We start from the raw sequence: 19690 nt of genomic DNA on the forward strand, positions 1-19690 counted from the left end.
AGGTTGGCTCAACCGCTCCATGGAATGCGCGCCAGACCGGGCATTTACCGGGCGGAGTGAAAGGAAAAGAATGAACGCCAAATCGGGAAGCGGAGGCTCTGGTACCTTTTTATGGGGGCTGGTTGCCGGGATCGTTGTCGTCCTCGTGGCGGGCGGGTTGTATCTGACCGGTATGTTGGGCAAGCCTCACCAGCAGGCCGTGCCGAATGCGGATGAAACAGCGGAACCGATTTCCGAGGTTGTTCAAGAAGATACGCAACCAACCGAAGGGCAGACCACGGAAACCGCCGAGCAGGCGACCGGAGACAGCATCCCTGTCAGCGAGGAAACGGAAGCCCGGGTCGCGCCGGCACCGGTTCTGGACCAGATTTTCGTGGAACCCGATGGAAACGCCGTGCTGTCCGGGAATGCCGAGCCAGGGTCCGAGGTGAGCGTCTTGCTGGATGGCGAGACGGTTCACAGCTTTACTGTCGACGAGAGCGGTCAGTTCGCCGAGTTCGTTTCGATCCCATTTGCCGATGACGCCCGTGGGCTTGTTCTGGAAACCCGGAACGGGGATGACGCGAGCCGTTCAGATGATTACCTGATCGCCGCACTACCCGCGCCGGTAACTCCTGAAGCGCCCGCATCCACCGCCGACGAACCCACTGCTGATACTGTTGCGGCACCGGTCACAGAAACCGAAGCAACTGAAGAAGAAACAGAAGTGGCGAGGGCCGCAACTCCTGCAACTGACGCGGCGCAGCCAGAGACCGAAACCGAACCTGAAGCGGCTGGCGCCTCTGGTCAGCAGGTCGCGGTCTTGCGTTCAGGCGAAGAAGGGGTCGAGCTCGTGCAACCCCCGACTGTGCAGGATACTCCGCCAAAACAGATCGCCCTGGATACGATCGGATATTCGGACACTGGTGATGTTGAACTGACCGGGCGGGCGCAGGACGGATCGGCGGTGCGCCTGTATCTGGACAATCGGCTTGTGGCGGACCTTGCTCCGGCTACCGACGGTCAGTGGCGCGGCGAGGTCGAGGGCATCGACCCCGGCGTCTACACCTTGCGCGTGGATGAGGTTGCGCCGGATGGCACCGTAGTCAGCAGACTTGAGACTCCGTTCAAACGTGAGCCCGTTGAAGTGTTGCGTGCGGTGGAGGCCACCGAACCTGCAGGAGCCTCGGCGGACACTCCGGCGATCCGGTCGGTCACGGTTCAAAAGGGCGATACGCTCTGGGCGATTTCGCGGGACCGGTTCGGCGACGGCGTGCTATACGTCAAATTGTTCGAGGCCAACAAGGACGCCATTCGCGATCCTGACCTGATCTATCCGGGGCAGATCTTCACCATCCCCGAATGAATATTGCCACTGGCCCTTTCTGGGCCATGGCCTATCTCTGACCGCAGTTAAGGTACGTGATGAGACAACCATCCACGATCCAGGCCGACCCGGACGAGCACCGTTCAGGCTGGCGTACCATCCGCAAGGTGGCACCCTATCTTTGGCCCGAGGATGAGCCATGGGTCAAACGCCGTGTTGTCTGGGCGATGGCGATGTTGGTGCTGGCCAAGCTGATCGCGGTGTATACCCCGATCCTTTACAAAGGTGCCGTGGACGGTTTGGCAGGCGAGGGCGTTCCACCTTTGGCGCTGGGCGCGGTTGGATTGACGGTGGCCTATGGCGTCGCCCGCATGATGACGGTTGGGTTCCAGCAACTGCGCGATGCGCTTTTCGCCCCGGTTGGGCAACGCGCGTTGCGGGCGCTGGCGCTTGAGACGTTCCAGCATATTCACCAGCTTTCGATGCGCTATCACGTGACGCGGCGCACGGGGGGGCTCAGTCGGATCATCGAGCGGGGCGTGAAGGGGGTAGAGTTCCTGCTGCGCTTCCTGCTGTTTTCGATCGGGCCTTTGATCCTGGAACTTCTGCTGGTTTCCATAATCCTTCTGTGGCTGTTTGATGTCTGGTATCTGGTGGTCGTTGCTGTGACGATTGCGCTTTATATCTGGTTCACATTCGCGGTTACCGAATGGCGTGTGAAGTTGCGGCGTGAGATGAACGACCAGGACACCGAAGCCAATCAGCGGGCGATCGACAGCCTTCTGAATTTCGAAACAGTCAAGTATTTCAATGCCGAAACACGTGAAGCCGAACGCTATGACGCCTCGATGAAGGGGTATGCCACGGCTGCGTTGAAGACGGCATATTCACTGGCATTCCTGAACTTTGGCCAGTCATTTCTGATAACCTGCGGTCTGATCGGAGTGATGGTTCTGGCCGCAATCGGCGTGCAGAAGGGCTCTCTGACCGTGGGCGATTTTGTCATGGTCAACGCCTATATGATTCAAATTACCGTACCGTTGAACTTCCTTGGAACGGTATATCGCGAGATTCGTCAGTCGCTGGTGGATATGGGGCAGATGTTCGATCTGTTGGAACAACCTGCGGAAGTGATGGATAAACCCTGCGCACCGAACCTGAAGGTAAACGGCGGCGAGGTAACACTTGAGAATGTGCATTTCGGATACGAGGCGGATCGGGAAATCCTGAAAGGCGTTTCCCTGACCGTGCCTGCAGGTCAGACTGTGGCAATTGTCGGGGCAACGGGCTCGGGCAAATCCACCATCGGGCGGCTGTTGTTCCGGTTCTACGACGTCACCGGTGGGTCGCTGAAAATCGATGGACAGGATGTGCGTGATGTCAGCCAGACCAGTCTGCACGCCTCAATCGGTGTCGTTCCGCAGGATACGGTCCTGTTCAATGACACGATCCGGTACAACATCGCCTACGGGCGCGAAGGTTCTACACAGGCGGATGTGGAAGAAGCCGCCAGGGCTGCGCAGATTCACGACTTCATCGTCAGTCTGCCGGAAGGGTACGACACCAAGGTCGGTGAACGCGGCCTGAAGCTTTCAGGTGGCGAGAAGCAGCGTGTCGGTATCGCCCGAACGCTGCTCAAGAACCCGCCGATCCTGTTGCTGGACGAAGCGACATCCGCGTTGGATACGGATACCGAGCAAGACATCAAAGACGCGCTGGCCCGGGCGGGCGAGGGGCGGACAGTTCTGACGATCGCGCACCGTCTCAGCACTATCGCGGAATCCGACCGGATCGTGGTGCTGGAAAAGGGCGAGATACTGGAGCAGGGCACGCATGATGACCTTTTGCAGCGCGACGGGCGGTATGCCCGATTGTGGAGCCGCCAGCAGTCGGAGGATGATGCTGCCTGATCTTCTGATACTGACGTCACTGTGATGTTTCGCCTCTTCGCAGGTCATGCGACTAGGGTTAGGTGTTCCGTATCCGTCTATTGTTGAAATCCTGGGAATGGAGCTATCGAGAATGAAACTGAAAAACTTGCGCATGGTCATGGTGCCGGCCTTCGTCGCCGGACTGGCGTTCGCCTCAAGCGCTTACGCGGACCCGATCGAAGGTGTGTGGAAAACACAGCCGGATCGAAAGAATCTGATTTCGCACATCCAGATATCCGAGTGCAAAGGCAAGTTCTGCGGCAAGGTCCTCTCGGCCTATGACAGCTCCGGCAAAGAGGTGCAAACTCCCAACATCGGCAAGCAGCTTTTCTGGGACGTGGCAAGCAAGGGCGATGGAAAATACGGTGGTGGAGAGTTTTGGGTTCCGTTGATCGATGTGGATGTCGATCCGCAAATGACGCTCTCGGGGAATTCCCTTACGGTCAAAGGATGCGAACACATTGTGTGCGGTCACCAGACCTGGACGCGCCTGTCCGATAAGTGAGCCCGGACAAGACCAACACTGAAACGTAAAATGGCGAGCCCTGTGGCTCGCCATTTTCTATTCTGCGGCTTTCAGAGGTGATCCCGGCGGGCGCTCCGGGCCTACGTCCGACCTGGTGTCAGAGTCGCCGCCTTCGTTCCACACGATCTCGGTTGCCTGCATGTCCTTCGCGCTTTGATCTATTGCCATATCCTGAGCGATCTGGCTGGACTGGCCCGCAGTGGCGCGTGCCAACGCTTTGCCCAGCCACACGGCGTAGGTCGTGACCCAAACGCGCAGCGCCAGAAGCGATGGCGTCACGATCAGCGTTAGAACCGTCGCGGTGCCAAGGCCAAAGACCACAGCCGTCGCCAGTTGTTTCCACCAAAGCGCTGTGGGGCTGTCGATCGAGTAACCGCCGCCGATGAAATCCAGCGACAGGCCGAACATCATCGGGGTCAGACCCGCCATCGTGGTCAGCGTGGTCAGCAGAACCGGACGAATACGCGCCTCGGCGGTGCGGACGATGGCATCGATGCGCGACATGTAGCCGCTGTATTCCTGATAGGTGTCGATCAGAACGATGTTGTTGTTCACGACGATCCCCGCCAGCGCGACAATCCCGGTTCCGGTCATGATGATCGAGAATGGCTGCTGCATCACCATCATGCCCAGGAGCACACCTGTCGTGGACAGGACCACCGCAAGCAGCACGAGAACCGAGTTGTAGAACGAATTGAACTGCGCCAGCAGGATCACGAACATCAGGCCCAGCGCGGCGAGGAACGCGCTGGACAGGAAGGCCTGGCTTTCCGCCTGATCTTCCTGATCGCCGGTCCATTCCCAAGTGATGGTGCGACCGAAGGGATCGGTTTGCAGCCATTCGCTCAGCACCGCGATCCGTTCGTTCGGGTTGATCAGTGCAAAACGTGCATCGCCGCTTTCGATTGCTGACCGCACTTCGCCTACACTCTCAGCACCTGTCAATTGTACGAGCTCAAACTCTGTCCCATCCGCACTGGCGATCGTCGTGCCCGATGGCGCCGCGCCTTCGTTGATCGCTCGTACAGTTGCCAGACGCTGCTCAGCGCCGTCCGGATCGGTGGTTACGATCTTGCTCAGTCCCGGTTCGACATCCGCCTTGACGTCATAGTACCGTTGCTGGTCTACGCGATTGATCTCGGCGAGCTTGGCCACCGGTTTGCGGGTGACAAAGTTTGAGAGCGGCACCAACCCGTCCGGCGTGCGTACTTTCAGCGTATCCAGCGTCGACAATACACGATCCTGATCGGGCAGGCGAACGCGGATTTCAACCTCTTCGTCGGTGGAATCCGGGCGCATTTCACCCAGCAGGATACCGCGCGTCACAAGCTGTACCATTGCGCCTACGGTTGCGACGTCAGCGCCGAACCGGCCCGCCTTGGCCACGTCCACGTCGATCTGCCAGTCGATGCCGGGCAGGGGCAGAGTGTCCTCGATCTTGATCAGGCCGGGGGTGTTGTCGAAGGCCTCGCGCGCCGTAAGTGTCGCAGCCGTCAGATCCTCCCAGCTGTCGCCCTTGATCCGCAGATGAACGGGCTTGGCCGAAGCGGGACCTTGTTCCAGTGCCTGAATATCAACGATGAAACCAGGAAGGGATGCCAGCTCTGCGGTCAGTTCGTCCAGAACAAAATTGCCGTCATATTCCGCTGCGACTTCTTCCTTTGCAAAGCCGAGCAGCCCCGCAATCGGTCCCCAGAACCAACCGGTAATCTGTTCAGAACTGATTGGGCGATCTTCCCATGGAATGAGCTCGAACTGGACGCGGCCGATGGTGTCGGCGGGGGCTTCTGCGCCACCATTGTTCTGATTGAGACCGCCTTCGCCCGCAAAGGCAAATACGTTGATTACCGCCGGGTGGGCGCTGATCACGCGTTCGGCCTCAAGCACCATTTCGTCTTTCTCGGCCAGCGACAGGTTCCCACGCGCCCGAACATAGGCCGTGGCCTGTTCCGGTTCGCTTTCGACGAAGAATTCGACACCGCGAGAGTTTTGGGGGAACACGATGAATGCGACCCAGAACACCGCTGCAAAGACTACGGCGATTGATACCACGGGCATAACCGGATTGCCGACAAGGAACTTGATGACATACCCGAACGAAGTGTGCTCTTTGGTCGTGTGAACATGCTCATCAGGGGCGCGTTCAATCTTGGCTGCGCTCAGCGTGACCGACCCGGCGAAGGCGCCGAACAGGAACAGCAGAACGCCCGCAAGTGAGCCGCCGGGCAGCAGGTAGTTGGGGTTCAGGACCTGCATCGCGCCAAGGAAGATCAAGTAAAGTGATGGAGGCACCAGAAGCGCACGCACCCACCATGGCGTGCGTGCCCGTAGCCAGTTTGAACTCCGATCGAAATTGCGGCTCATCCGGCCCGAGACACCGCCGACGACGGGCAGGTAAATCAGTGCCACAATCAGCGAGGCCGACAGAACGAAGATCAGCGTGATGGGCAGCATCTTCATGAATTCGCCGGGAATACCGGGCCAGAACAGCATCGGCAGGAAGGCGCATAAGGTCGTGGCGGTCGAAGAGACAATCGGCCAGAACATCCGTTGCGCGGCTTCGACATAGGCGTGCATGGGGCCAACGCCTTCCTTGATGCGCTTGTCGGCATATTCCACCACGACGATTGCGCCATCCACCAACATGCCCACGGCAAGGATCAGACCGAACATCACCATATTCGAGATTGTGACCCCGATCATCGCCAGAAAGGCGAAGCACAACAGGAACGAGGTCGGGATCGCAAAGCCGACCAGCAGCGCGGCACGTGTCCCCAGAGAAGCCAGAACCACGATCATCACAAGTGCGACTGCGGTCAGAACCGATCCTTCAAGCTGACGCACCATTGAATCGACGATGCGACTTTGGTCGTTTGAGGTGCCCACATCCACTGCGGCTTGCAGCTCGGCCGGCCACTTGGCCTGTTCCTCAGCGACGGTGGCTTTGATCAACGCGACGGTGTCAATGAGATTGAAACCCTTGCGCTTAACCACCTGCAGCGCGACCGTGGACTCACCGTTGAACCGCGCCGTGCCCGCGCGGTCCTCAAAGGTATAGTTGATCTCGGCCAACTCGCCCAGAGTGACCACGCGGTCGCCATTAACTTTGACCGGCAGGCCATAGACATCCTGCGCGGTTTTGAACGACGAGGGGATTTTAACTGAGAACGTGCCTTGTTCGGTTTCAACCTCACCCGCTGCGATCAGTTGGTTGTTGTTCTGCACCACGCTGATCAACTCGGCAGCGGTTACGTTGTATGCCTCCAGCCGCAGCGGGTCGATGACGACCTCAAGCATCTCATCGCGGTTACCGGCGATACCGGCCTCAAGCACGGCATCCAGCGCCTCAAGCTCGTCCTGCAGGTCTTTGGCAACGCGCGCCATAGTGCGCTCGGGCACCGGGCCGGTCAGGTTGACGATGACGATCGGGAACTCCGAGAAGTTGACTTCGGTTATCGTGTATTGCTCGGCCCCGTCGGGGAAATCGGCTTGCGCGCTGTTCATCGCATCGCGCACATCTGCGATGGTGGCGGATTTGTCCCAACCGAACTCGAACTCCAGCAAAACGCCTGCGTAGCCCTCGGCGGCGGTGGCGGTCATCTTGTCCAAACCGTCGAGATCGGCCATCTCGGTTTCCATCGGCTTGATCAGCAGGCTCTCGCTATCCTCTGCCGAGATGCCGGGAAACTGCACCGACACGAACAGCATCGGGATGTCGATATCCGGCTCACCCTCTTTCGGGAGCCCGACATAAGCATACCCGCCGATAACCAGCGAGATCGCGATGAAGGCCAGAACCATTCTGGCACGGCTTGCGGCCCAACTGACGATACCCGTCATTGCGATGCTTCCCTGTAGGTAGGCGTCACCGTCACACCGCGCGTCACGAACTCCTGACCAATCACGATGATATCAGCCGTTTCCGGCAAGCCGCCGACCCAAACGCCTTCGGCGCTGTCGCGCAGCAGGCGGATCGGGACGAAATCAACCACATTGTCAGTGATGACGGTGCGCACGCCCAATTCACCCTCATTGTTCAGCGTCAGCGCGGATTGCGGTAGCAGGTGCGCTTTGACACCTTCGGCTGCGATCTGAATGTTGGCGGTCTGGCCGTCGCGGATCAGCAGTTCCGGGTTGGGAACCGTGATCTCTACTTCGAAGGTCCGAGTGGTTTCATCCGCAGAGCGGCTGAGAAAGGTCACGCGCCCTTCGACCTGCAAGCCGGTGACCAGCTGGGCTGAGGCCATTGAACCGACAATGATCCGGTTCACCTCGGTTTCCGGTACAAAACCCACAAGCTTGATCGGGTCAAGTTGGATGACGGTTGCGCACAATGAGCCCGGCTGCATCAGGCTTCCCAATTCGGCGGTATCGCTTTCCAGCAACCCCCTGAACGGAGCCTCGATGGTCAGACGGTCGATCTCGCGTTGCGCTGCCGCGACTGCTGCCGTGGCGGCCTCGATCCCGGCTTGCGTTGCTTCCAGACCGGCCTCGGCGGTTTTGACGCCGGCCTCTGCACTGCTCATTTCCGCTTCGCTCGAGATCCGGCGTGTCTCGGACCCAAACCCGGTTTCCGAGAGCTTGCGGGCAGCCTTCAGGTTGATCTCGGCCTCAGCCACACGGGCATGTGCCTCGAGCAGGCGGGCTTCGGCTTCGGGAACACGGCTTTCCGCCTCAAGCTTTGCCGCCATCGCCTCGGTCAGGCTTGCCGGGCGGGTTCCGGGGTCAAGTTCGCACAGCAGATCATCCGCTTCTACAAAAGCGCCTTTGCGTTTGGGCTCTGACACAACGGTCGAAATTGTCTCGGCAAGAACCTCGACCTGACGGTTTGCTTTGGTTTGACCCCTCAACTGCACGGCGCTGCCGATTTCGCGCGCGGTCGAGCGCAGCACCACGACACCAATCGAATCCGAAGGCGATGCCGATTCTTCGGCTGTGGTTTCGACCGGATCGTCGCTGCGCCCGGCAAACGCAAACAGCGCGTCCCGCTCGAACACAAGGAAATACAACGCAATAATAACCAAAACGGCGTTAACGAATGAAATCAATCGCATGCGGTATTGTCTCCAAATCTGAACGCGCAATGGGCTTGGGCGCATATGCCTTGAAATGGGGCCGTGGCCATGGGTTTTCCATACTGAACTGAATAGTTCGGTTCAGTTTTTTACGCAAGGGCTACACCTGTCCCGGCAATTGTGTGAATTCGGGCACTTGGCTTGGCTTGAACGCCGGGGTATGACATGGCGCTAGAAAAGCGGACAAACGAGCCTGGGGGCAGGGATGAGCGACGCCGACAGTTTTATTGATGAGGTCACCGAAGAGGTGCGCCGCGATCGCATGTACCTTCTTTTGCGTCGGTGGGGCTGGGTCGGAGTCGTTGCCGTCGTCGCGATAGTCGGAGGTGCTGCGTTCAACGAATACCGCAAGGCGCGCGAGACCAATCAGGCACAGGCGCTGGGCGATGCGATTCTGTCGGCGCTTGCTGAAAACGGATCGGACGAGCGCGCAGCGCGCCTGCAGGCGGTCGATACATCGTCGGCCGGGGGTGACGCGGTTCTGAACATGCTGCTGGCCGCCTCACAGGCCGAGGCCGGGTCCGAGCAGGATGCCGTGAACAGCCTGAACGCCATCGCCACGCAGGGGGATTTGCCTGAAATCTACCGCGCGATTGCAAGTTTCAAGGCGTTGCTGCTGCAGACCGACACGATGCCGGTGGCGGACCGTCGTCAGCAGTTCGAAGCCCTGGCCATACCCGGGGCGCCTTTGCGTCTGCTCGCCGAAGAACAACTGGCCCTTATTGATGTGGCCGAAGGAAACACGCAAGCCGCTCTGGATCGGCTGCAGGCTTTGCGTCAGGACGCCGAAGCCAGCGTCGATCTGCAACAGCGCGCAGCACAACTTATCGTGGCGCTTGGGGGTGAACCCGAGCCTGTCGCGGCTCAGCAGGGTTGACCCGGCAGCGAAACGGAACATCACAGGCGAGTTTGTGGAATATGGTAGCACGTTACTTCTCACGCTTTGGATTGCCCGCTGCGGCGATAGCCCTGACCGCACTGGGCGCCTGTCGGGAGCCCGAGGTCATTCTACCCGGTGAGCGTGAGGACATTCGCGCCGCCATCGATAACGAGACCGTCGAAACACTCGGCGCCAAACCGATCAGCCTTCCAGCCCAAAGCCGGAACGCAAACTGGTCGCAAAGCCCGGGTACGCCGGATTTTCGTACAACCAACGCGGCGCTAAGTGCCACCCCACAGCGTATATGGTCTGCAAATATCGGTGCGGGTGACAGTCGCAAACAGCGGATCACCGCAGATCCGGTTGTTGCTGGCGGCCTTATCTATACGCTCGATTCCGGTGCAACTGTTTCAGGTGTCACGCCGCAGGGGCAGGTCGCCTGGAGCACCAACCTGATCCCGCCTAACGAAAAGGACGACGATGCCACCGGCGGGGGGCTCGCCTATGCCGACGGTGTGCTTTATGTCTCGTCCGGCTTCGGTCGCCTGACGGCACTTGATGCCAAGACGGGGGCCCAGAAATGGCAAAAGCGCTTGAACGCGACCGGCAGCGGCGCGCCTCTGGTCAGCGGCGGAATCCTCTATCTGGTGGCAGGTGATGAAACCGGTTGGGCCGTGAATACCAAAGATGGCCGGATTCTCTGGCAGATCGAAGGCACGCCGAGCGTCGGAAACGTACTGGGCGCGCCTGCGCCGGTAATTGCTTCCGAGTTGTCCGTCTTTGCCTTTGGATCGGGTGATATCGCGGCGACGTTCCGCAGGGGTGGCATCCTGCGCTGGAACGCATCCGTGGCGGGCGGGCGCCGGGGCCGTGCCGCGGCTCAGATCGTTGATGTGACCGCCGGTCCGATGGTATCGGGTAATTCGATTCTCATCGGCAACCACTCGGGCCGTACGGTTTCTTTTGATTCCGGTTCGGGTGAGCGGAACTGGACCGCCCCGGAAGGTGCCGTTGATACGGTATGGCCTGCCGGGAACAGTGTCTTTCTGATCAGCGACCGCAGCCAGCTGGTGCGGTTGGATGCAACCGACGGGTCGATTGTCTGGGCAATAGATCTGCCCGGTTTCGTCAAGAACAAGCCCGGCCGCCGTGGTCCGATCTTTGCTCATTATGGCCCGATCATGGCTGGTGGGCGGCTTGTCGTGGCCTCGAATGACGGTTATCTGCGGTTTTTCAATCCTGTTGACGGTGCGTTGGTGCATCAGGTCGAGGTGCCCGGCGGAGCGACCACCGCACCGGCTGTGGCGGGCCAGACGCTCTATGTCGTGTCGACCAAGGGCGAACTGCACGCTTTCCGTTGACGACAAGATGCGTTAAAGGGCGCATCTTGAGTCTTGAAAGTTGAGTATCATGTCGCTGACCCTCGCTATCGTGGGCCGCCCGAACGTGGGCAAATCCACCCTGTTCAACCGCCTTGTGGGCAAACGTCTGGCTCTGGTCGATGATCAGCCCGGCGTGACACGCGACCTGCGCGAAGGCGAGGGGCGTCTGGGTGACCTGCGCTTTACGGTGATCGATACGGCGGGTCTTGAGGATGCGACCGACGACAGCCTGCAGGGCCGGATGCGGCGCCTGACCGAGCGTGCTGTGGACATGGCCGATGTCTGCCTGTTTATGATCGACGCGAGGGTAGGGCTGACGCCCACGGATGAGATGTTTGCCGAGATCCTGCGCAAACGCTCCAAACACGTGATCCTAGCCGCCAACAAGGCCGAGGGCAGCGCCGCTGATGCGGGTGTGCTCGAAGCGTATAATCTCGGGTTGGGGGAACCTGTGCGTCTTTCGGGCGAGCATGGTGAGGGGATGACCGATCTATACGCGCAACTGATGCCGCTGGCTGATGCCGCCGCAGAAGCGCAGGCCGACGAGACCCCGAAAACCGATATCGAATTGGATGAGGACGGCGAGGGTGAAACGCCCCTGATCTCCGACGCGAAACCCTTGCAGGTTGCGGTGGTCGGACGCCCGAACGCGGGCAAGTCCACCTTGATCAACAAGATCATGGGTGAAGATCGTCTGCTGACCGGCCCCGAGGCCGGAATCACGCGTGATGCCATCAGCCTGCGGATCGACTGGGCTGATCCTGATGGCGGGTACACTCCGATGCGCATCTTCGATACGGCAGGGATGCGGAAGAAGGCCAAGGTACAGGAAAAGCTTGAGAAGCTCTCGGTCTCTGACGGTTTGCGGGCGGTCAAGTTTGCCGAGGTGGTGGTGGTATTGCTCGACGCGGCCATTCCGTTTGAACAGCAGGACCTGCGTATTGCCGATCTGGCGGAACGTGAGGGGCGCGCTGTGGTCGTTGCCGTCAACAAATGGGATGTCGAGGACAACAAGCAGGAAAAGCTGCGCGATCTGAAAGAGTCGTTTGAGCGTCTGTTGCCTCAGCTTCGCGGCGCGCCGCTGATCACGGTCTCAGCCAAGACCGGCCGGGGGTTGGAGCGTCTTCGCGCCGCCATTCTGCGTGCCCATGACGTCTGGAACCGGCGCGTCCCGACCGCGGCGCTGAACCGCTGGCTGACCGCGATGCTAGAGCAGCACCCACCGCCGGCGCCTCAGGGTCGTCGGATCAAGCTGCGCTATATGACGCAAGCCAAGACCCGTCCACCAGGATTCGTGGTCATGTGTTCACACCCGGACAAGATGCCCGACAGCTATTCGCGCTATCTGGTCAATGGCCTGCGCGAGGATTTCGACATGCCCGGCACCCCGATCCGCCTGACGTTGCGCGGACAGGGTGACAAGAACCCATACAAAGGGCGGCGCAAGAAAAACGCTGGCGCCTTGGCAAAACATCTCAAGGGACGCGCGTAACCGCGCTAATTTTCAGCATTTTCGGACAGAAGGCGTGACAGCTTCTTTCCGTCACGCTAGCATTCAAGCGCGTGCATTTGTTTTGCACGCGCTGCTTGTTTGCGGGGTTTCCGCACATAACTTTGGGACTGCTATCAATCGGACCACCCTGGGGAGCGGGCGTGATGGATCTGAGAGAATATACAAGACAATACGCGGTGCAGGACAACAAGCTTGCCGCGTTGAACTATTTTGGAACATTCGCGGTGTATTTCACATCGCTGACACTGGCGATCATGTATGTGGATCGCTGGTATATCATGATCCCGGCGGGGGTCGTTTTTGCCTTCTCTGCTGTACGTCTCTACGTACTGCAACACGATTGCGGCCACCATTCGCTGTTCGAAACCCGTCAGCAAAACGAATGGGCCGGACACGGGCTATCGCCTTTCACCTTTGCGCCTTTCGAGGTGATGAAGCAGAACCATAACCTGCATCACTCCGGTATCGGGAATCTCGAGCATCGCGAAACCGGGGAAATCCACACCATGACGGTGCGCGAATGGAACGAGGCCGACTGGAAAACGCGCTTGTTCTACAGGCTTTATCGCAATCCCTTCATTCTGGTGCCGGTAGGGGCGTTATTCACCTATTTCATCCGCTATCGTTGGCCTAAGAACACCGTTCGGTTCGGTGTGACAGGCGTGCTGCTGCACAATCTTTCGATTGTTGTGTTTCTGGGGCTACTTTATCTGATCGCGGGGGCCACGGGCATACTGGTCTGGCTGGTGTTTTCGCTGCTGGGGGGGATGCTTGGGGTGTTTCTGGTGTATCTGCAGCATAATTTTGAAGACACCTATTGGGATCGCCGCCCCGAACTGGACCCAAAACTGGCCGCATTGGAAGGGTCGTCGGCGCTGGATTTCGGCTGGTGGTTTGACAATGCGGTGGCGTGCATCACTTTGCATGACATCCACCACTTCAATGCGCGTATCCCGTCATACAGGCTGCGCGCCTGCCATTATAATCTGCCGCCTGAATACACACCGCGACGGATCAAATTCCCCGAAGCCGTGGCGGCGCTGAACCTGAAACTCTGGGATGAGAATTCAAAGCGACTTGTCCCATTCCCCAAAAAATCCGCCGAGCATCGGTTGGCCGAAAGCGGTTAAGACCCGCACAGATGGATGACCGAAGACCCTTGCCTGAATGTATATGCGACGTACATCCGAGCTTGGGGTGCGACAATGAAAGGAACCGAAATGACTGCAGTTACTGACGTGCGTGGCGTAGGACAGATGCTGGCACAGGCGCTTGACGCGAAGGGTTTTAAAACAGCCGAAGCCCTGGCCAAGGCCAAGCCGGAAGATCTGGCCGGTATTCCCCGCATCGGTTCGGCCCGTGCAGCAAATCTGATCGCCGCAGCCAAAGAGCTTTCCGGTGCCAAACCAAAACCGGCGGCCCGAGCACCAGCGCGTCGTGCAGCTACCCGAAAACCGGCAGCACGGAAAACGGCCGTGCAGCGTGCTACCGCAAAAAGCAATGCCGCCGCGAACAAGGCCGAGGCTGAGCGCAAGGCTGCAGAAGAACGCGCGGCCGCAGAACGGGCCGCTGCCGAGGCCAAGGCAAAGAAAAAGGCCAAAGCCAAGGCCAAAGCCGAAAAAGCGGCCAAGAAGAAATCCGAGATGGAGGCGGCGTTTTCCAAGGCAAAGGAAAAGGTCAAGGAAAAGTCCAAGAAGGGTAAGAAAGATAAGAAGGACAAGAAGGACGATAAAAAGAAGGGCGCAAAGAACAAGTCCGGCAAGAAATCCGAAAAGAAACCCGGAAAGAAGAAAGATAAGAAAAAGGCGAAGAAGTAGTTCTCCTCCGCCTTATCCGATCAAAACCGGCGCTGATGTGCGTCGGTTCTGTTATGCCAGCGTGCCGTCGGTCCGCAGGGTCAGTTTGCCACCAAGGTAGGGTGCCAGGACATCAGGCAAAGTTACTGTGCCATCCGCGTTCTGACCATTTTCAAGCACGGCAATCAGGCAGCGCCCAACGGCCAGGCCGGACCCGTTCAGAGTGTGGACGTATTCGGGTTTGCCACCACCTTCCGGGCGGAAGCGTGCGTTCATGCGACGGGCCTGGAAATCACCGCAAGTCGAAACCGAACTAATCTCGCGATAGGTATCCTGACCCGGAAGCCATGCCTCGATGTCATAGGTGCGACGCGCGCCAAAACCCATGTCGCCCGTGCACAGGATGACAGTGCGATAGGGGATGCCCAGCTTTTCCAGAATCGCTTCGGCACAGCGCAGCATACGCTTTTGCTCCTCATCCGACTTATCCGGATGCGTGACCGAGACCATCTCGACCTTTTCGAACTGGTGCTGACGCAGCATCCCGCGCGTGTCCTTGCCTGCCGAACCGGCCTCGGACCGGAAGCACAGCGAATGCGCGGTGTAGCGGCGGGGCAGGTAGTTCTCCTCGATCATCGTGTCGTTGACGATATTGGTCAGCGACACCTCAGATGTCGGGATCAGCCACCAGCCTTCGCGGGTCTGATAGCTGTCTTCGCCGAACTTCGGCAGTTGCCCCGTGCCTTGCATCATCTCGGAAAGAACCAGAACCGGGCCGTTGACCTCGGTCAGTTCGTTCTCGTTGATGTGCGTGTCCAGCATGAACTGCGCCAAAGCGCGGTGGATGCGCGCGACGCCGCCGGACAGCAGCACAAAGCGCGAGCCGGAGAGTTTCGCGGCCGTCTCAAAATCCATACCGTTCTGAACGGCTTCGATTTCGAAATGCTCTTTCGGCGCGAAATCCAGTGCGGGCGGCGTGCCCCAGCGGTTGATCTCGACATTGTCATTCTCATCCGCGCCCTCGGGCACGTCTTCGGCGGGCAGGTTGGCGATGCGGATCAGTTGGTCGGTCAGCAGGGCGTCCAGATCCTTGGCTTCGGTCTGCATCCGGGCCACTTCGGCCTTTTTCTCGGCGACCAGAGCGCGCAGGCGTTCGAATTCAGCCTCATCTCCGCGCCCTTTGGCGGCACCAACCTCTTTGCTGGCCTTGTTCTGCTCGGCCTGAGCCGTCTCGGCTGCCAGAATCTTGGCCCGGCGGCTTTCGTCCAGCCGCAGCAGGTCTGACGACACCGGCGCGTCCCCACGGCGCGCAAGGGCGGCGTCGAAGGCGGCAGGGTTTTCGCGAATGGCGCGGATGTCGTGCATGTCTCAGATCCTTGAATGCGTGAATCACTACAGCCGCTTATGCACCATCTGAGAGGCGGGGTGTAGCGCCGGTTACGACGAATCCGTATCCGCGTGGGTTTCATGCGCCAGATGGCCATCCCATTCCTCTGCCGGGATTTTCGGTTCGGGCGGATCAGCCATGTACGAAGGGGTCATGATCTGCACGTTGTTCTCGTTGAAGACGGCAACGATGTTGCGGTGCAGGTCCGAGCGAATCTTGGGAATGATGCTGCCCCGCGTGGTGTAGCCATTGATCTGATAGTTGATCGCATAATCCGCGAGCGCGGTCCAAAGTACGAAAGGTTCGGGCTTGGCCTTGATTGCCTTGGTGCGATGCGCCGCCTCGATCAGCATCGCCTCGACCTTCTCGGGTGGCTCCTCATAGCCGATGCCGACCGTGGTGTGCAGCAACAGCCCGCTGCCATCGGTCTTTTTCGAGAAATTCACCACATCCGAGTTCATCAGCTGCGCGTTGGGGATCGAAATCAACTCGTTCTTGATGGACTTCAGATGGGTCTCCATCAGTTTGATCCGCACCACATCGCCAACATGATCTCCGATCTGAATACGATCCCCGATCGAGGTGGAGCGGCGATAAATCACGAATAGCCCTGCCAGCATGTTTGAAACGACCGAGTTCGCACCCAGCGACAGCATGGCACCGACCAGGATGGTCAGCCCCTGAAACGCTGCCGAATCCGAACCCGGAATATACGGCACCGCAAAGACCAGAGCGATAAGTATCACGACGACCCGGGCAATGTTGAAGGTGGGGTTTACCCAGTGTTTCTCGAAATCGCCCATATCGAACGAGCCCGCCTCGACGGCGTCGAAGAACACGCGCATACCACGGATAATATACAGCGTTATCCATGTGATAAGCGCCAGCATGATCAGATTCGGAATGTAACTGAGCACGCCCTTGAAGATCAGAAGGACGGGCTGTGTCAGGTATGTCAGAAGCAGTTGCGCGAAATACCGGGTTTCGGCAAAGGCCAGCAGCACAAAGGACAGGTAGTAATAAAACCCAAGAAAGAAGGTGACCAGCAAGATGAAGTTCAGACCGTATCGGATCAGTGCAGCAATAGCTTCCGCCTGAACGCTTTTGGCTGTCGCAGTCTCGACGTCCTTCAGATACCGCCGGACCACCATCAGCGTCCGCCGCCTGATGCGTCGGTGCAGCCACAGGATAACAACGATGAACAGAGCGAACCCCAGGGTCCACCCCACGGCCTCAATCGCGCCTGACACCCGTGCCTGCTCGGTGCGGTTTGCGCGATAGCTTTCGATGGCCTGTTTTATCGCCTCACCGTGCAATACGCTTAGAACGCTCAGATCCATCTGATCGAGATCGGCATCGGCATCCGTCACGATGGACACCTGTACGCCATCCGCAAAAATCCGAATCCCGAACTCCGACTCTTCAAAAGTGACGGTGACCCGCTCCGCATCGGATGCTTCGGCTACTTCGATGATCTTGTTCTGAACATCTTCTGCGCGCTCCGGTGCGGGCAGGGCGCTGGAACCGCGCAGGAAAAACAGGGTATCGCCGTCGACAATGACCGGGGCTTTGAAGGTTTCGGGCTCGACCTCTTCCGTCGCGGGTCCTTCAGCCGGAGCATTCTGAGCCCACATCGGAAGCGCTGGCAGGCACAACCAGACCGTTAAGATCGCCAGGCGGGCAAGCAAGCCAAGGGTCTGGATTGATTGAGTCATTGGGCCTCCTACAAGGCGACTATATCCGACCAGATTTGCCTGCCTAGAACATATCTGCAACGCCGCAGTGGAAACCTGCTGGCCAGATCTGTCAATTGGCAGCGCCATTGCTTGCAAACCCCTGGTTCAAAGCATAGGTTCCCGCCAACTTTGCAGAGAGCCCTCTGCATCATCAAAACAAAGGAATATCCCATGGATGGTGGCGCATTCGCCCAATTTCTCCCGCTGATCCTGATCTTCGCGATCATGTATTTCCTGCTGATCCGTCCGCAGCAGAAAAAGGTAAAAGAGCATCAGGCCATGGTCGAGGCCGTGCGTCGGGGTGATCAGGTTGTCACCCAGGGCGGGCTGATCGGCAAAGTGTCAAAGGTCAAGGAAGGCGACAACGAGATCGAGGTCGAGATCGCCGAAGGCGTTAAGGTTCGAGTGGTCAAATCGACCATTGCTCAGGTTCTGAACAAAACCGAACCAGCGAAGTAACTTCGCGCGACAATTCCTTGAAAAGGCAGGGTAATGCTGCAAATTGATTCCTGGAAGAGGGTTCTGATCTGGGCGGTCTGCGTGATCGGTCTGCTCATGGCCCTGCCGAATGCGTTTTATACGCGCGTCGAGCAATCGAACGATGCCAAGGCGGCGATCGAGCTTGGCATTGACACTCCTGAGATGCAGGCCGAGGCGGCTGCGTGGCCGAACTGGCTGCCTTCGTCTCTGGTCAATCTGGGCCTCGATTTGCGCGGCGGGGCGCACCTGCTGGCAGAAGTTCAGGTTGAGGAGGTTTACGAATCCCGGATGGAGGCCATGTGGCCTGAAATCCGAGATGCGCTACGCGATGAACGCGCCACAATCGGAACGATCCGCAAGCAACCGTCGGCACCGGATGAGATTCGCGTGAAGATCAGTCAGCCCGAAGGTATGCCCCGTGCGCTGGAGGTGGTGCGAGGGCTGGCCCGCCAGGTGCAAACCCTGACCGGGGTTGGCGCAACGGACATCGAGGCGCGGGCAGCGGACGGCGATACGATCGTTGTGCAACTGTCGGAGGCCGAGAAACTCGCGTCTGACGACCGTACCGTGCGTCAGGCTCTGGAAATCATCCGTCGCCGGATCGATGAGGTCGGCACGCGTGAGCCGACCATTCAGCGCCAGGGCGCAGACCGTATCCTGATTCAGGTGCCCGGCATTGGCAGTGCGGGTGAGTTGAAAGAGATCATCGGAACAACCGCGCAACTGACCTTCAACCCCGTTGTTGGACGCGGTTCCAACCCGGACGCGAGCCCGGGTGTTGGTGAAAAAGTCGTGCCGTCAATCGATGAGGACGGCGTGTACTACACTCTGGAATCCGCCCCTGTGGTAACCGGCGAGGAACTCGTCGACGCCCAGCCATCCTTCGACCAGAATGGTCGCCCGGCGGTCAGCTTCCGGTTCAACACCTCCGGTGCGCGTAAGTTCGGCGATTACACGCTGGAAAACATCGGCGCGCCCTTCGCGATTGTCTTGGATGACGAGGTGATCTCGGCCCCAGTGATCCAAAGCCACATCCCGGGCGGTTCGGGTATCATTACCGGTGATTTTACCGTCGAGGAAAGCACCAATCTGGCGGTCCTGCTGCGCGCGGGTGCCCTGCCTGCGGGCTTGGAGTTCCTGGAAGAACGCACCATCGGACCCGAGCTGGGCCAGGACAGTATCGACGCGGGCAAGGTCGCCACTATCGTGGCCTTTGTTGCCGTGCTCGTCTTCATGGCGCTGAGTTACGGGCTGTTCGGTATCTTCGCCAATATCGCGCTGATCCTGAATGTGGGGCTTCTGTTCGGTTTGCTCTCGCTCATCGGAGCGACGCTAACCTTGCCAGGGATCGCAGGCATTGTGCTGACAGTCGGTATGGCGGTCGACGCCAACGTGCTGATCTTCGAACGCATCCGCGAAGAATTGAAATCCGCCAAAGGCCCGGCGCGTGCCATCGAACTGGGTTACGAGAGGGCTTTGTCCGCCATTCTGGATGCGAACGTGACCACCTTCATCACCGCCGTAATCCTGTTCGCCATGGGCAGCGGCCCGGTGCGCGGCTTCTCCATTACACTTGGTCTGGGCATTCTGACCTCGGTCTTCACAGCGATCTTCGTGACTCGCCTGATGATCGTCATGTGGTTCGAACGCCGCCGCCCGAAAACGATCGAGGTTTGAC

The 19690-nt window shown here is 59.1% G+C and carries 14 protein-coding genes; 10 read left to right on the forward strand and 4 right to left on the reverse strand.

Translation table 11 applies throughout. From position 1 onward, the window contains the following. The first annotated feature begins 70 nt into the window (after nucleotides 1-70). The 3 genes from RA27_RS02530 (at nucleotide 71) to RA27_RS02540 (ending at nucleotide 3742) form a co-directional block, all read left to right on the forward strand. Nucleotides 71-1345: a LysM peptidoglycan-binding domain-containing protein gene (locus tag RA27_RS02530; protein ID WP_039534677.1), complete on the forward strand. Its 1275-nt coding sequence runs from the start codon at nucleotides 71-73 to the stop codon at nucleotides 1343-1345. Nucleotides 1346-1404: 59 nt separating this feature from the next. Next, nucleotides 1405-3216 (forward strand): ABC transporter ATP-binding protein/permease, encoded by a 1812-nt coding sequence (locus RA27_RS02535; protein WP_039534680.1) that lies wholly within the window; start codon nucleotides 1405-1407, stop codon nucleotides 3214-3216. A gap of 112 nt (nucleotides 3217-3328) precedes the next feature. Then, complete coding sequence (locus RA27_RS02540; protein WP_052265149.1) at nucleotides 3329-3742, forward strand: DUF2147 domain-containing protein; 414 nt, start codon at nucleotides 3329-3331, stop codon at nucleotides 3740-3742. 57 nt (nucleotides 3743-3799) lie between these two features. Here RA27_RS02540 and RA27_RS02545 read toward each other — a convergent pair whose 3' ends face one another. Continuing rightward, a complete protein-coding gene (locus RA27_RS02545) occupies nucleotides 3800-7603 on the reverse strand; it encodes an efflux RND transporter permease subunit (protein ID WP_039534682.1) in 3804 nt (1267 codons plus the stop codon). Then, nucleotides 7600-8817, reverse strand: coding sequence for an efflux RND transporter periplasmic adaptor subunit (locus RA27_RS02550; protein ID WP_039534684.1), 1218 nt, complete (start codon nucleotides 8815-8817; stop codon nucleotides 7600-7602). The genes RA27_RS02545 and RA27_RS02550 overlap by 4 nt, the downstream gene beginning before the upstream one ends. 226 nt (nucleotides 8818-9043) lie before the next feature. Between RA27_RS02550 and RA27_RS02555 the strand changes: the two genes are divergently transcribed. The 5 genes from RA27_RS02555 to RA27_RS02575 all read left to right on the forward strand — a co-directional run bounded on the left by RA27_RS02555 (nucleotide 9044) and on the right by RA27_RS02575 (nucleotide 14430). Continuing rightward, nucleotides 9044-9715 carry a hypothetical protein gene (locus RA27_RS02555; RefSeq protein ID WP_039534688.1) on the forward strand — a complete coding sequence of 224 codons (672 nt, stop codon included), beginning with the start codon at nucleotides 9044-9046 and terminating at the stop codon, nucleotides 9713-9715. 41 nt (nucleotides 9716-9756) lie between these two features. Next, entirely contained in the window at nucleotides 9757-11079 is a 1323-nt protein-coding gene (locus RA27_RS02560; RefSeq protein ID WP_039534690.1) for a PQQ-like beta-propeller repeat protein, read from the forward strand. Between the two features lie 49 nt (nucleotides 11080-11128). Beyond that, entirely contained in the window at nucleotides 11129-12592 is a 1464-nt protein-coding gene (gene der / locus RA27_RS02565) for a ribosome biogenesis GTPase Der (protein WP_039534692.1), read from the forward strand. A gap of 164 nt (nucleotides 12593-12756) precedes the next feature. Further along, nucleotides 12757-13743 carry a fatty acid desaturase gene (locus tag RA27_RS02570; RefSeq protein WP_039534695.1) on the forward strand — a complete coding sequence of 329 codons (987 nt, stop codon included), beginning with the start codon at nucleotides 12757-12759 and terminating at the stop codon, nucleotides 13741-13743. A gap of 90 nt (nucleotides 13744-13833) precedes the next feature. Continuing rightward, nucleotides 13834-14430, forward strand: a complete 597-nt coding sequence (locus RA27_RS02575; protein WP_241483997.1) for a helix-hairpin-helix domain-containing protein — start codon at nucleotides 13834-13836, stop codon at nucleotides 14428-14430. A 51-nt stretch (nucleotides 14431-14481) separates the two neighbouring features. On the opposite strand, the gene serS is transcribed toward RA27_RS02575, so the two are convergent. Continuing rightward, complete coding sequence (gene serS / locus RA27_RS02580; protein ID WP_039534697.1) at nucleotides 14482-15774, reverse strand: serine--tRNA ligase; 1293 nt, start codon at nucleotides 15772-15774, stop codon at nucleotides 14482-14484. Nucleotides 15775-15846: 72 nt separating this feature from the next. Next, on the reverse strand, nucleotides 15847-17511 hold the full coding sequence (locus tag RA27_RS02585) for a mechanosensitive ion channel domain-containing protein (protein WP_039534699.1): 1665 nt from the start codon (nucleotides 17509-17511) through the stop codon (nucleotides 15847-15849). 192 nt (nucleotides 17512-17703) lie between these two features. Here RA27_RS02585 and yajC point away from each other — a divergent pair, with 192 nt between their 5' ends. Next, nucleotides 17704-17991, forward strand: a complete 288-nt coding sequence (yajC, locus tag RA27_RS02590; protein ID WP_039534702.1) for a preprotein translocase subunit YajC — start codon at nucleotides 17704-17706, stop codon at nucleotides 17989-17991. 33 nt (nucleotides 17992-18024) lie between these two features. Continuing rightward, on the forward strand, nucleotides 18025-19689 hold the full coding sequence (gene secD, locus RA27_RS02595) for a protein translocase subunit SecD (protein WP_039534704.1): 1665 nt from the start codon (nucleotides 18025-18027) through the stop codon (nucleotides 19687-19689). The last annotated feature ends 1 nt before the right edge of the window (nucleotide 19690 follow it).

The sequence above is a fragment of the Ruegeria sp. ANG-R genome, assembly GCF_000813985.1.
Taxonomy (GTDB): Bacteria; Pseudomonadota; Alphaproteobacteria; order Rhodobacterales; family Rhodobacteraceae; genus Ruegeria.